The organism is Crossiella sp. S99.2 (genome assembly GCF_023094165.1).
Classification (GTDB): Bacteria; Actinomycetota; Actinomycetes; order Mycobacteriales; family Pseudonocardiaceae; genus Crossiella.
On sequence record NZ_JALMDK010000002.1, the window covers coordinates 82,953 to 95,927 of the forward strand.

General features: G+C 72.1%; 14 protein-coding genes. 7 read left to right on the forward strand and 7 right to left on the reverse strand.

All coding sequences use genetic code 11. The annotated features are described in order from the left end of the window. The first annotated feature begins 7 nt into the window (after positions 1 to 7). From MZC64_RS06750 to MZC64_RS06760, 3 genes are read left to right on the forward strand one after another with little or no spacing between them, the layout of a single operon-like run. Positions 8 to 1,435, forward strand: coding sequence for a CocE/NonD family hydrolase (locus tag MZC64_RS06750; RefSeq protein WP_247761032.1), 1,428 nt, complete (start codon positions 8 to 10; stop codon positions 1,433 to 1,435). After that, positions 1,432 to 2,799, forward strand: coding sequence for a YcaO-like family protein (locus MZC64_RS06755; protein ID WP_247761033.1), 1,368 nt, complete (start codon positions 1,432 to 1,434; stop codon positions 2,797 to 2,799). The genes MZC64_RS06750 and MZC64_RS06755 overlap by 4 nt, the downstream gene beginning before the upstream one ends. Continuing rightward, positions 2,796 to 3,770: a hypothetical protein gene (locus MZC64_RS06760; RefSeq protein ID WP_247761034.1), complete on the forward strand. Its 975-nt coding sequence runs from the start codon at positions 2,796 to 2,798 to the stop codon at positions 3,768 to 3,770. Before MZC64_RS06755 ends, MZC64_RS06760 begins: the two co-directional genes overlap by 4 nt. Positions 3,771 to 3,773: 3 nt before the next feature. Here MZC64_RS06760 and MZC64_RS06765 read toward each other — a convergent pair whose 3' ends face one another. From MZC64_RS06765 to MZC64_RS06780, 4 genes are all read right to left on the reverse strand, one after another. Beyond that, positions 3,774 to 4,325, reverse strand: coding sequence for a PIN domain-containing protein (locus MZC64_RS06765; protein WP_247761035.1), 552 nt, complete (start codon positions 4,323 to 4,325; stop codon positions 3,774 to 3,776). 11 nt (positions 4,326 to 4,336) lie between these two features. Beyond that, on the reverse strand, positions 4,337 to 4,810 hold the full coding sequence (locus MZC64_RS06770; protein WP_247761036.1) for a helix-turn-helix domain-containing protein: 474 nt from the start codon (positions 4,808 to 4,810) through the stop codon (positions 4,337 to 4,339). A 41-nt stretch (positions 4,811 to 4,851) separates the two neighbouring features. Beyond that, the gene (locus MZC64_RS06775; RefSeq protein ID WP_247761037.1) at positions 4,852 to 6,138 is read right to left on the reverse strand and encodes a YncE family protein; all 1,287 of its coding nucleotides are present in this window, start codon (positions 6,136 to 6,138) and stop codon (positions 4,852 to 4,854) included. A 69-nt stretch (positions 6,139 to 6,207) separates the two neighbouring features. Further along, positions 6,208 to 6,759 (reverse strand): bacterial proteasome activator family protein, encoded by a 552-nt coding sequence (locus tag MZC64_RS06780; RefSeq protein ID WP_185001163.1) that lies wholly within the window; start codon positions 6,757 to 6,759, stop codon positions 6,208 to 6,210. Positions 6,760 to 6,882: 123 nt separating this feature from the next. Between MZC64_RS06780 and MZC64_RS06785 the strand changes: the two genes are divergently transcribed. Next, complete coding sequence (locus MZC64_RS06785) at positions 6,883 to 8,082, forward strand: cysteine desulfurase-like protein (RefSeq protein ID WP_247761038.1); 1,200 nt, start codon at positions 6,883 to 6,885, stop codon at positions 8,080 to 8,082. Positions 8,083 to 8,103: 21 nt separating this feature from the next. Then, positions 8,104 to 8,766: a class I SAM-dependent methyltransferase gene (locus MZC64_RS06790; protein WP_247761039.1), complete on the forward strand. Its 663-nt coding sequence runs from the start codon at positions 8,104 to 8,106 to the stop codon at positions 8,764 to 8,766. Here the strand turns inward: MZC64_RS06790 and MZC64_RS06795 are convergent. Further along, complete coding sequence (locus MZC64_RS06795; RefSeq protein WP_247761040.1) at positions 8,763 to 9,596, reverse strand: oxidoreductase; 834 nt, start codon at positions 9,594 to 9,596, stop codon at positions 8,763 to 8,765. The two genes, MZC64_RS06790 and MZC64_RS06795, sit on opposite strands and share 4 nt — an antisense overlap. A 76-nt stretch (positions 9,597 to 9,672) precedes the next feature. Next, a complete protein-coding gene (locus MZC64_RS06800) occupies positions 9,673 to 10,662 on the reverse strand; it encodes an NAD(P)H-quinone oxidoreductase (protein ID WP_247761041.1) in 990 nt (329 codons plus the stop codon). A 23-nt stretch (positions 10,663 to 10,685) separates the two neighbouring features. On the opposite strand from MZC64_RS06800, the gene MZC64_RS06805 reads away from it, so the two are divergent. Both MZC64_RS06805 and MZC64_RS06810 read left to right on the forward strand, forming a co-directional pair. Then, positions 10,686 to 11,354: a GNAT family N-acetyltransferase gene (locus tag MZC64_RS06805; RefSeq protein WP_247761042.1), complete on the forward strand. Its 669-nt coding sequence runs from the start codon at positions 10,686 to 10,688 to the stop codon at positions 11,352 to 11,354. Position 11,355: 1 nt separating this feature from the next. Next, a complete protein-coding gene (locus MZC64_RS06810; protein ID WP_247761043.1) occupies positions 11,356 to 11,988 on the forward strand; it encodes a GNAT family N-acetyltransferase in 633 nt (210 codons plus the stop codon). On the opposite strand, the gene MZC64_RS06815 is transcribed toward MZC64_RS06810, so the two are convergent. Beyond that, a complete protein-coding gene (locus MZC64_RS06815; protein ID WP_247761044.1) occupies positions 11,985 to 12,917 on the reverse strand; it encodes a neutral zinc metallopeptidase in 933 nt (310 codons plus the stop codon). The genes MZC64_RS06810 and MZC64_RS06815 overlap by 4 nt on opposite strands. Positions 12,918 to 12,975 lie beyond the last annotated feature (58 nt).

A 12,975-nucleotide genomic window follows, 5' to 3' on the forward strand; every position in this document is an offset into this window, starting at 1 on the left:
AAGCCCCATGGCACTAGAAGTAGAGGGGCACCTCGTCCCCGCCGCGGACGAGGTGCCCCTCGCTACCACCGTGTTTCGCTCTCCCGAGCGCGAGCGATCTCCGGTGGTACTTCTTCGTTCCCCCTACGATCAGCGGCTAAACCGCGCCGAGGGAAAAAGTTGGGCGAGCCGGGGTTTTGCCTGCGTAACGGCGGATACCCGGGGCAGATTCGGCTCCGGCGGGACCTTCCTCCCCTACGTCCACGAACGCTCCGACGGGGCCACCCTGCTCGACTGGGTGCACGCCCAGGACTTCTGCGACGGCCGGGTGCTGCTCGCCGGCGCCTCCTACGGCGCCTACTGCGCCCTGGTCACCGCGGCCGCGCGTACCGCCCCGGTAGCCGGGGTGATCGCCGCCGTCCCGGCCATGGGCCCCGGTGAGACTGCCCGCGAACCCGGCGGCGCGGCCCGGCTCGCCTGCCGCGCAGGCTGGTGGTCCGAACACGGCGGCACCGCCCAGCCCCGCCCGCCCGTTGATCTCGACCTCGCCCACCTGCCCGTCCGCGACCTGGTCGACCAGCCCGGCTGGCCCGAACTCTGGTCCGCCCCCCGCCGCGGCCCGCTCTGGTCCGAACTCCGGCACTGCGACGTGCCCCTGCTCGCGATTGGCGGCGTGCACGACCCCTTCGCCGCCGACACCGCCGAGCTGGCCGCGACCTGGGGCGGCCCCGCCCGCCTGGTCCTGGGTCCCTGGGGCCACCTCCTGGACAGCCAGGCCCCCGGCGCCGCCCTGGCAGGCAAACGCATCGGCTCGCTCTACCTGGCCTTCGCGCACGCCGCCCTCAACGGCCTGACCGGCGACGGCGCCTGGATCGCCACCGGCGACCACTGGTCCCACTGGCCCACCAGCACCGGCCCCACCCACCGCCTGTCCGTGGCCCGCGGCGTGTTCACCGCCGACCCCGCGAACCCCTTCCCCTCCCGTGCCCCCGCCGCCGACCTGAGCATCGACGCCCACCGCCCGGACCGCGCCCTGCTGCACTCCGCCCCACTGCCCGGCGGCGTGCTGCGCGGCCGGATCGGCGTCCGGCTGCGGCTGCGCGCGGACACCCCGGACAACGACTGGCTGCTTCGACTGTCCACAGTGGACGACAACCGGCAGCTCGCGCACACGATCTTCCGTGACACCGCCCCACCCGGCCACCCGGTCGAGCGCACCGCCGAGCTGGGCCCGCTCGGCGTCGAGCTGCCCGCCGGAACCCGGCTGCGCCTGGAAATCGCCGGCCACCACTGGCCCCGGCATGCCCGCAATCCGCACACCGGCGTGGACCCGGTCGACGCGATCGAGCTGCGCCTCAGTCGTCGCGAGGTCCTGGCTGTCGAGTTCACCCTGCCCTGGGCCGCCGCCACTGACGCGGTGGCCGCGGCGAACCTGATCGAGGAGGTGGTCCGGTGAGTCTGCCGCCGGAGACCATGGTCGACCCGCTCACCGGCATCGTGCGCCGGCTCGTCGACGTCGCGCCGGTGCCCGGACTGCCGCACCGCTACCGCGGCGTCACCGCCGAGGTCTCCGACGCCCGCCGCCTGGGCGCCTGGCCAGCCGACCGGGTCAGCCTGGGCACCACCTTCGGCGACGTCGAAGGCGCCAGGGTCGCCGCCCTCGGCGAGGCCGTCGAACGCTACTGCGGCAACCGCCTCCCCCCGCTCGACGATCCCCGCCTCCGCCGCACCACCGCCGCCGCCCTGGCCGCCGAAGGTCACCGCCACTTCGGCCCTGCCGACCTGCCGTTCTTCGCTCCCTGGCAACACCGCGAACCCGGCTTCCCGTACCAGGAATTCACCCCGGACACCGAGCTGCTGTGGACCCGCGGCGAGGAGGACGGCGACCCCTGCTGGCTCCCCGCCTCCTGGGTCTACCTCAACTACTTCACCGGCGAACGCAGGCGTGAACCCCGCCTGCACCACCTCAACTACGCCGGCATCGCCACCGGCGCCGACGCCCCCGACGCCCACCGCCGCGGCCTGCTCGAACTCCTGGAACGCGACGCCCTGGAACTCTGGTGGCACCTGGGCGCCCCCACCAGAGGCATCGCCCTGGACTCGGTCCCCGGCCTGGCCGCCGACCTCACCGGCACCCGCCTCAAGATCCACCTGGTCGAACTCCCCACCGAACACCCGGTCGCCTGCGTCGCCGCGGTCGCCATCGACGAGGAAACCGGCATCGTCGCCGGCGGCGGCGCGGCCCGCTTCGACCCGGCCGAGGCCTGCGCCAAGGCCGCCATGGAAGCCATCCACACCTGGGTCTTCACCCTGGGCCTGCTCGAACCCGACGGCTGGGTCTTCGACACGATCAAGGCCGGGATCCTGGCCAAGGGCCTGTACCTGGACCACCGCCCAGACCGCCACTACCGGGACAACGCAGGTCCCCACTTCGCCCGGGTCCGCGACCTGGGCGCCCAGCCCCAGATCTGGCTGGACCCCAGAACCCAGGAGTCCCTGCTCCACCGCTTCACCAACCCCACCACCCAGGTCACCGCGGCCGACCTCCCCACCGGCACCTTCCCCGAACTCCAGGAAAGCCTCCGCGCCCAAGGCTGCCGAGTAGCCACCGTCGACCTGACCACCCCGGATGTCGCGGAAACCCCCTGGCGCGTACTCCGGGTCGCCGCCACCGGCCTGATCCCCAACGCCCCAGCCGCCTTCCGCTACCTCGGCCTGCCCCGCTGGCGCGAAGCGCAGCGAGCCAGGGACTGGGCCCCAACGGCCAACCCGCTGACCGGTCCGGAGGGCCTGGTCCTGGACCCGCCCCCCTTCCTGTGACCGCGATCGAACAGGCCCTCACCGCCGCCTGGACCGGCGCCGATCCAGGCCCCACCATCCTGGAGAACTGGCCGCCCAGCCGACGCCGCTTCCCACCCGGCCCGGCCCAGGAACTCCCGCGCCATCCGGCGTCAGGCCTCGGCCCACTGCTCGACCTCTCCCTGGCGGGCGACCCGGCGCGCAAGGTCGGCGGTGTCCGCCTCCGCCGGGTCCCCTCCGCGGGCGGCCGCTACCCCGTCAACGCCTACCTGGGCGCCGCCTACTACGACCCCATCACGCACACCCTGCACGGCCCGCCAGGCAACACCATCACCCTTGCCCTGCAACCACAACGCACCACCTGGCGCTACGGCCCCCGCGCCCTCCCGGTCCTCCTGCTCGACCTCGGCCACGCCCTGGCCGCCATCCTCACCGCCGCCCGCACCCTCGGCATCCCCGCGAACGCCGCCTTCACCCCACAACCCCCGCGGCACGGCGAATACCCACTCGCCACCGTCCACCTCGGACTGTCCACAAAGGACAAAGTAGACCCGCCAATCCCGGCTCCCCTCCCGGATCCTCCTGCCTTGCCCCTGATCGAGGACGCGCTCACCGAACTGAGCGCCCACCCAGCCACTCCCTTGCCCTGGCAACCGCCGGACGTCACCCCGGAAACCCTGCTGGCCCGCCGCACCGCCCCCTGGCCCACCCGCGGCCCGATCACCCTGCCCGGCCACGGACTCACCGCCGTCCGGCCCACCGAGCACCTGGCGCTCAGCTCCTGCGGCCAGCCGGAACTCGCCAACGCCGAACTCCTGCTCCTGGCCACCGGCGAGCCCGAACCGCTGAACTTCGTCCAGGCGGGCATGGCCGTGCACCGGGCCTGGTTGCTGGCCACCGCCGCAGGGTTGTCGGTCCGTCCGGTGGGGTGCTGGATCCGGGCGCGGCACGACGGCCGGCGCGTGTTGCACGCGCTGGCCGTAGGGCCGTGATCGTCAGAGCCGTTCCTGGCAGGCGGCTGCGAAGCGCGGGCAGCCATGTCCTTCGCTGCCGAGGATTTCCAGTAGATCCGCGACGGTCCGCGGATGCCGGCGATGCCGCGTCACCTGGCGGCGTAGCGCTGCCAGCACCGCGACTGGTGACAGGTCGAGCTGATCGAGCAGGAACTCGTCCTGATGAGACGCGGTCAGGTCGTAGGGCGCCAGCGCAGCCGCGGGGAAGTCCCGCAGGTTTTCCGTGACCAGGGTTTCGGCTCCGCCGCGGACCGCCGCCGCGAGCACGTGCCGATCCTTGCGGTCATTGGTCATCGCGCTGATCAGGTCCGCGTAGCCGCTGACCTCGGCATCGGGAAAGTGGGTGGTCATCTGCGTGATGCGGTGGCCGGCCTGGACCTCGGTCGCTCCTCGCCTGCGCAGGTTCCGATCAAGCTCGTCCAGCACGCCCGCCGACCACAGCGGCCGGTAGAGCCCGCATTCGGCGATGCTCAGCAACGTGTCGCACAGGTAGGGCTTGAGCAGTACGCAGGTGTCCAGAAAGACCGGGAACACGGACCGTCCGATCAGCTCTGCTCGTCCTCCACCGGCCGCCGTTCGAAAGGCGTGTCCAGTGGCAGGTCGTACAAGCCGTCATCCTCGCCGGCGCGAACCATCTCATCCAGTCCCGCCGCTCGGGCCCGGCGGGCGCGATCCTGGTAGGCGAGCACATCGGCCAACATGATCCGCCGATGGCGGTTCGGCTGCTCATAGGGAATCTCGCCCGCTTCGAGCAGGCGCACCAGGGTGGGACGCGAGACGCCGAGCAACTGGGCGGCTCCGGACGTGGTCAGCACGGTGTGATGCGGAACGATCGTGATCGCCAGGCCCTGGGACATGGCCTGCACGACGTCCCGCAACACCTCGAAGACCTCTGGTGGCAACTCCAGGTGGGTCCCGTCCGGGTCCACCAGTGCCGGGCTCAGCAACGGAATCATGCGCGACAGTCGCTCCGGTTGCGCCGGAGGCAACAGAGTCCGTTCACGCACAGTCGCTGGCATGCCGCCAGTCTAGCCCCAAAACGAACAAAACGAAACCGAACTCAGCGACCCACCAGGTCCGCGTGCCGGACCCCGGGCTCCCACACCGCCACCGACCCGCCACCGCTCAACGCGGTCGGCAACTTCAGCTCAGCGCACACCCGCTTGGTCCTGGTGTCCACCACATCCACCCGCCCCTGACCGCCCGCGGTCACGAACGCCCGCCCGCCGTCGTCGGTCAGCGCGACCCGCCGTCCCTGCGCGGTGAACGGGTCCGTACCGCCCTGCGGCCCACCCGGCAGCGTCCCGAGGTCGACCCGGCCGGTCACCTTCGCCGTGGCCAGGTCCACCAGCACCAGCTCGTCCGTGCGGCCGCCCTGCACCAGGTAGCCGGCCAGGGTGTCGGACAGGCCGAAGCGGTACAGGTAGCCGGTGCCCAGGGGGACGCGGTGGGCTTCGCCGGTGGTGGCGTTGGCCAGGTAGGCGTCCTCGGTCCACTGGGTCCAGTCGAGGGCCCGGTCGTCGCGGACGTAGCTGGCCACGGTGCGGCTGTCGTCGGCGAGGCGGAGGTAGAACGCGCGGCCGCCGGTGCGGCCGGAGATGTTCCAGGGCACGGTGCGGGCGGAGCCGAAGGTGCCGTCGGGGTTGGCGGGCAGCAGGTCCAGGCCGCGTTCGGTGGCGGCGGCGATCACCCGGTGCCGGGCGGAGAACGCCTCGCCGTGGCCGTGCGCGCCGATCTCGGCCGAGCGGGCTGGGGACAGTGGCGCCTCGCCGGTGTGGGCCAGCAGGTCGCGGCGCGGGAAGGCCTGGACCGCGGCGGGTTCGTCGTTGCGCAGCAGGACCGAATCGGTGGCGGCGTCGATGAGCACCCCCGGCTCACCGGCGGCCACCGGGACCTCCTTGGTCTGCCAGGTCCGCAGGTCCACCAGGGTGAGGTGGGCGCCCTCCTCGTGCGGGGCGGCCGGTTCCTCGTGCTCGTGGTGGGCGGCGCTGCTGACCACCGCGTAGCCGCCGGCCGGGTCCACGGTCAGGTGTGCGACCTCGCCGTCCACCGGCGCGGTGCCCAGCACCTTCGGCGTTCCGCTCAGCTGCAGCACCACCAGGACGTGGTTGCGGTCGTCGACGAAGATCGCGCGCCCGTCCGGCAGCGTCACCACGCCCGCGTGATCGTTGACCACCCGATCGGGCAGTGAGCCGGTCACCCGTCCGGTGGCCGGGTCGAGCACGTGCACGGTGGCCGCTCGCTGGTCGGCCACCAGCACCCGGGCCCCGGACGGGGCGGCGACCGCGGGTGCGGCTGACGCGGCCATGGCTAACGCCGTCGCCACCGCGGTGAGGGTTTTCAGCATGTCGTCCTACCTCCTGAAGGGTTACTTCAAGAGGAGACGATAATCATTTTCAATTAGCCTGACAATGGGTCAGAGATACTGCCCGCCGCCGCCCCCCAGGTGCCCGCCCTCGGTCTCGCCGCCCTTGCCCGGCGGCAGCGCGCCCCGGCGCATCTGCTCCAGCTGCACCCGCGCGGCCATCTGCTGGGCGAACAACGCGGTCTGGATGCCATGGAAGAGCCCCTCCAGCCAGCCGACCAGCTGGGCCTGGGCGATCCGCAGCTCCGCGTCCGAGGGCGTCACGTCGTCGTTGAACGGCAGCGACAGCCGCTCCAGCTCGTCCCGCAGTTCGGGCGCCAGGCCCTGTTCCAGCTCGGTGATCGAGGACTTGTGGATCTCGCGCAGGCGGTTGCGGCTCGCCTCGTCCAGCGGCGCGGCCCGCACCTCCTCGAGCAGCTGCTTGATCATGGTGCCGATCCGCATGACCTTGGCCGGCTGCTCGACCATGTCACTCACATCGTTCCCCGGCTGCTCCCCGTCACCGTCGGTGACCGAGGCGCCGAACGGGAGCGCAGTGCCGATGGGCGTGCCATCCGGTCCGATCACCACGACCTGCTGCTCGCTGTCGTTGGGCTGGTTCATGTGCACATCCTCGCTCGCCTTGGTGGCCGAATGCGACCCGGATACCCCGAACCGTCGCCTACCCGCGGTCACCAGGTAACCCCGGGGTTCGCGCGATTTGGCGTCCTCCGTACGGTGTCTTTCATGGCGTACGACGTCGCTCGGGTACGGGGCTTGTTCCCCGCGCTGGGCGACGGGTGGGTCCACCTCGATTCACCAGCGGGTATGCAGGTACCCGAACAGGTGGCGACCGCGGTCTCGACCGCGTTGCGCGCCCCGGTGTCCGGTCCGGGTGGAATATTTCCGGCCTCGCAGCGGGCAGAGGCGATCGTGGACGCGGCGCGTCGCTCCGTAGCCGACCTGGTCGGCTGCGACCCGGCAGGCGTGGTCCTCGGACCCAGTTCCGCCGTCCTGCTGCAACGCCTGGCCGACGCCCTCGGCGAAGCCTGGATGCTCGGCGACGAAGTGGTCGTCTCCCGGCTCGACCACCCCGGCAACGTCTCACCCTGGGTACGCGCCGCACAGCGCGCCGGCGGCAGCGTGCGCTGGGGCGAGATCGACATCGAGACCTGCGAACTGCCCGCCTGGCAGTACGACGGGCTGATCACCGGCAGCACCAAGGCGGTGGCCATCACCGCCGCCTCCGGCGCCGTCGGCACCCGCCCCGACGTCCGGCACGTGGCCGACGCGGCCCGCAAACACGGCGCCCTGGTCGTGGTCGACGCCTCCTCCGCCGCCCCGTTCGTGCCCCTCGACGTGCTGTCCATGGGCGCGGACGTGGTCGCCGTGTCCGCCTCCGCCTGGGGTGGCCCGCCGGTGGGCGCACTCGCCTTCCGCGACGCCGCCCTGCTCGACCGGCTGCCGTCGGCGGCACTGGAACACGGCGCCCGCGGCCCGGAACGCCTCGAACTCGGCCCGCACGCCTACCCGCTGCTGGCCGGACTCGTCTCCTCCGTGGACTACCTGGCCGGACTCGACGACGCCGCCATCGGCCCGCGCCGGGAACGCCTGCTCACCTCACTCGGCTCGGTCAAGGCATACCAGGCGGGCCTGCTGGCCAATCTGATCAACGAGCTGCGCGCGATGCGGCACGTCATGGTCATCGGCGACGCCATGCGCCGGGTGCCCTCCCTCGCCTTCACCATCACCGGCGCCAAAGCCTGGGAGGCGGTGGAACATCTGGCCGAACGCGGGGTGTGCGCCTTCCACGACTCCGGGCACAATGGCGTCTTCGCCGCACTCGGGGTCGGCGAGGTCGGTGGCGCGATCCGGGTCGGTCTGGCCCACTACACCAACGCGGCCGAGGTTGATCAGTTGGTGCGCGCGGTCGCCGAACTGCGCTGAGCCGGGCCGCATGGAGGCTGGTTGAACGACTCGCTCGCGCGAGCCATGGGTGACCTGGCCGCCTGGCACAAGCTCGCGCCGCTGCTCACCGAGTACCTGCCCTTCGGCGATGCCTCACTGCGCCCGTCCGGACTGACCGCCGTGCTGGACGAGGCCATGATCGGCAACCGGACCGTGCTGCTGGAATGCGGCAGCGGCTCCTCCTCGGTGGTGGTGGCCCGGATGCTGGCCCGCCGCGGCTTCGGCCACCTGCTCTCCCTGGAACACGACGAGCGCTGGGCCGCCTTCGTCAACACTCAGCTCCGCCGGGAGGGCCTGCACCAGATCGCCAGGGTGGTGCACACCCCGCTCAGTGGCCACCCGGCCGCGGTCGGCGCGCTGCACTGGTACACCCCGCAGCTGGTGCACGACGAGGTGATGGCCTACGTCGACCGCTTCGGCCTGGTGGACCTGCTGCTGGTGGATGGCCCGCCCGCCTTCGAACCGGGCAAGGACCTGGCCCGCTACCCGGCGCTGCCGGTGCTGCGCTGGGCCCTCGCGCCGGGCGCGACCATCCTGCTCGACGACGTCGACCGGCCCGGCGAGCTGACTGTGCTCACTCGCTGGCAGGAGCAGTTCGGGCTGCGCTTCCGCGCCGACCCGACCGGCTCCCGGCTGGCCATCGGCGTGCTGGATCCCGGCTAGGCCGGGAAATCGGTGGACCGGCTGAGTTCGGCCCACTCCGCCGCCTCGGCCGCCCGCCGGTCACTGGCCTCGCCGGCCAGCCGCACCGCGTCCGAGCCCAGCAGCAGTCGCCGCGGCGGGTTCGCCGTGTCCACCAGGTGCGTGATCACCGCACCCGCGCGCACCGGATCGCCCGGCTCCTGACCGGACACCCGCTCGCGGTAGTCGATCATCGGCCCGATGGTGCCCAGGTAGTCCGCGCCGGGCGGGTCCATCCGCATGGACGAGCCTGCCCAGTCGGTGCGGAAGGCGCCCGGTTCGACCACGGTCACCTTGACGCCCAGCGGCGCCAGCTCGTTGGCCAGCACCTCGGAGAAGCCGGCCACGCCGAACTTCGCGGTCTGGTAGGCGGCCAGCCCCGGCGTGCCGCCGACCCGGCCGCCGATCGAGGAGATCTGCACCAGGTGCCCGGATCGCTGCGCGCGCAGCACCGGCAGCGCCGCCCGGCTCACGTTGATCACGCCGAACAGGTTGGTCTCCACCTGCGCCCGGAAGTCCTCGATCGCGGTCTCCTCGAACGCCGAGGTGTTGGCGTAGCCGGCGTTGTTGACCACCACGTCCAGGCCGCCGAACTCCTGCACGGCCAGCTTGACCGCGGCCTGCGCCGCGGCGGGGTCGGTGACATCCAGCGCGGTCGCGCGCACCGCATCGCCGTAGGTCTCGGTGAATTCGGCCAGGTCCCCGGGCCGTCGCGCGGTGGCGACCACCCGGTCCCCACGGGCCAGCGCGGCCCTGGTGATCTCCCGCCCGAGACCGCGGGAGCTGCCGGTGACAAGCCAGATTTTGCTCATGCCACCAGGGAACACCCGCGGTCCGCTGCTGTCAACCAACTAGTTAGTTACGTCGCACCGCCGGGCCGATTTCCGTTCACCCGCGGACAAGCAGGATCTTGCCGACCACCCCGCCCGCTTCCAGCAGCCGGTGCGCCTCGCCAGCCTCCTGCATCGGCACCCTGGCGTGCTCGACCACGCCGACCTTGCCCTCCTCGACCAGCGGCCACAGGCGTTCCCGCACGTCCGCGACCACCTCGGCCTTGCTGCCCGGCCCGTCCACCGGACGGCCACGCAGCCCGGTCGCGGCCACGCTGGCCCGCTTGGCCAGCAGCTTGCTCAGGTCCAGCTCGGCCTTGCGGCCGCCCTGCATGCCGATCACGACGAGCCGACCGCCCGCCGCCAGCACGTCGATGTTGCGCGCCAGGTAGGAGGCGCCCATGTTGTCCAGCACCACGTCCGCGCCCTTGCCGCCGGTGGCCTCCTTGACCACCTCGACGAAGTCCTGCTCGCGGTAGTTCACCGTGATGTCCGCGCCAAGCCGGGCGCATTCGGCCAGGCCCTCGGGCGTCCCGGCGGTCACCGCGACCGTCGCGCCCAGCGCCTTGCCGATCTGGATCGCGCAGGTCCCGATGCCACCGGCGCCGCCGTGCGCGAGGAAGGTGTCCCCGGCGGAGAGCCCGGCCAGCATCACCACGTTCGACCAGACCGTGCAGGTCACCTCGGGCAGGCCGGCCGCGGTCACCAGGTCCACGCCCTTGGGCGCGGGCAGCACCTGCACCGCGGGCACCGCTACGCGCTCGGCGTAACCGCCACCGGCCAGCAGCGCGCACACCTCATCGCCGACCTGCCACTGCGTCACACCCTTGCCGACCTTGACGATCCGGCCCGAGCACTCCAGCCCCGGCACCGTGGTCACCCCGGGCGGCGGCGGGTAGAAGCCCTGACGCTGCAACAGGTCGGCCCGGTTCACCGCGGCCGCGACGATGTCGATCACGACCTCGCCCTGGGCCGGCTCCGGATCGGGCCTCGGCGCCCAGCGCAACACCTCTGGACCACCGGGCTCGCGGATACTGATCGCGTACATGCTCTGAAGCTAGACCCAATTCGGTGGCGGGGCAGTCCGCCATCCCGGACGATCCGGGCATGGACCCCTGGCCGTTCCGCCACCTGGTACTGCGCACCCCGCGCCTGGAGCTGCGCCCGGATGACGACGCCGGGATGCTGGAGCTGATCGAGGTGGCCCGCAGGGGCGTGCACCCGCCGGAGGAGATGCCCTTCTCCCTGCCGTGGACGGACTGGCCGCATGAGCAGATGGCGCTGGGCGCGCTGCAGCAGCGCTGGCGGTCGCGCGCCGCGCACACCGCGGCGAGCTGGGACCTCGGCTTCCTGGTCCGGCACCGGGGCAAGGTGATCGGCACCCAGAGCCTGCTGGCGCAGGACTTCGCCGAGCTGCGCGAGGTGAGCTGCGGCTGCTGGTACGGCCTGGAACACCAGGGTCAGGGCTTCGGCAGCGAGGCGTGGGCCGCGGTGCTGGCCTTCGCCTTCGACCACCTGGGCGCCACCCACGCGCACGCGGCGGCCTTCGTGAACAACGCCGGGTCCCGTGCGGTCAGCCGCAAGCTCGGCTACCGGGAGAACGGCACCCGGCGGGTGCTGCAACGGGACAAGGCCACCTTCCAGATCGACCAGCGCCTGACCCCGGCCGAATTCCTCCGGCCGGACTGGGAACTCCAGGTCGAGGGCCTGGCTGCCTGCCGAGAACTGTTGGGAGCCTGACATGGATCCGTGGCCACTGCGGCAACTCGTGCTGCGCACCCCGCGCCTGGAACTGCGTCCCGATGACGACGCCGGCCTGCTGGAACTGGCCGAGCTGGCCGGTCGCGGCATCCACCCGCCCGGCGACATGCCCTTCATCGTCCCGTTCACCGACAAGGCGCCGGGCGAGCTGGAACTGGGCGTGGTCCAGTACAACTGGCGGCAGCGCGCCGAACTGGGCCCGGCCAAGTGGACGATCAGCTTCCTGGTCCGGCATCAGGGCGAGGTGATCGGCACCCAGGGCCTGACCGGCGAGGAGTTCGCGATCACCCGCGAGGTGCGCACCGGCTCCTGGCTCGGCCAGGCGCACCAGGGCAAGGGCCTGGGCACCGAGATGCGCGCGGCGGTGCTGGCCTTCGCCTTCGATCACCTGGGCGCGGTGCAGGCCCGCTCGGAGGCGTTCGCGGACAACGCGGCTTCGCGTGCGGTCAGCCGCGGGCTCGGCTACCAGGAGAACGGCAGCAAGCTGGTGGCCCGGCGCGGTCAGCAGGCCACCGAGATCGGCCTGCGGCTGCCCGCAGGCGAGTTCGTCCGCCCGGACTGGACGCTGGCGGTCGAGGGCCTGGACGCGTGCCGGGAGCTGCTCGGCGCCTAACCCAGGTCCAAGTTGCGGTCGAAGGTGTTGCAGGAGGTCGGGTTGCCGGTCTTCAGGCCGGTGGTGAACCACTTCTGCCGCTGCTTGGAGCTGCCGTGGCTGAACTGGCTCGGATCCGGTTTGCGCCCGTTGAGCTGGGACTGGATGAAGTCGTCGCCGATCCGCGCGGCCGCGTCCAGGGCCCGCTTGACGTCGTCGTCGGTGATCTCGGCGATCAGCGGCTTGCCGGAGGCGGTGGCCACCGTGGTGGCGTGGTTGGCCCAGGCCCCGGCGTAGCAGTCGGCCTGTAGTTCCAGCCGCACCGAACCCGAGGTCGGGCCGGTGGCGTTGCCGCGCACCTGGGCGGAGGTGCCCAGCAGGTGCTGCACGTGGTGGCCGTACTCGTGCGCCAGCACGTAGGCCTCGACGAAGGTGCCGCCCGCCGCGCCGAAGCGGTCCCGCAGCTCGGTGAAGAAGCTCAGGTCGATGTAGACCTCGCTGTCGCCGGGGCAGTAGAACGGGCCGACCGAGGAGTCCGCGTTGCCGCACCGGGTGCTCACCGCGCCGTTGAAGAAGTTCGTGGTGGCCTTGCGGTAGGTGCGGCCGGAGCGGGCGAACACGTCGGTCCAGTAGCCCTGGATCGAGTTGATCGAGGCGATGGCCGCGCAGTCCTGGTTGCGGTTGGCGTCCGCGCCGGTCTTGCACTTCTCCGCGAGCTTGGTGTTGTTGATCATCCCGCCGCGCGGCACGCTGTCCCGGTCCGCCGCGCCACCCGGCGCCGCGGGCAGCACACCCCCGCCGAACTGGGACAACAGGAACCAGATCAGCAGGCCGAGCACGCCGACGCCACCCCCGCCGATCGCCACCCGGCTGCCGACGCCACCCCCGCCGGACCCGCCTAGGTCCTCGACCTGGGACACATCCAGTTCGGCGTCCTCGTTGAAACGCACCACAACTCCCGCTCGTCGCCGAAGATAGGCCAGCTGGTGTTCATCCTGCGCTCAACCA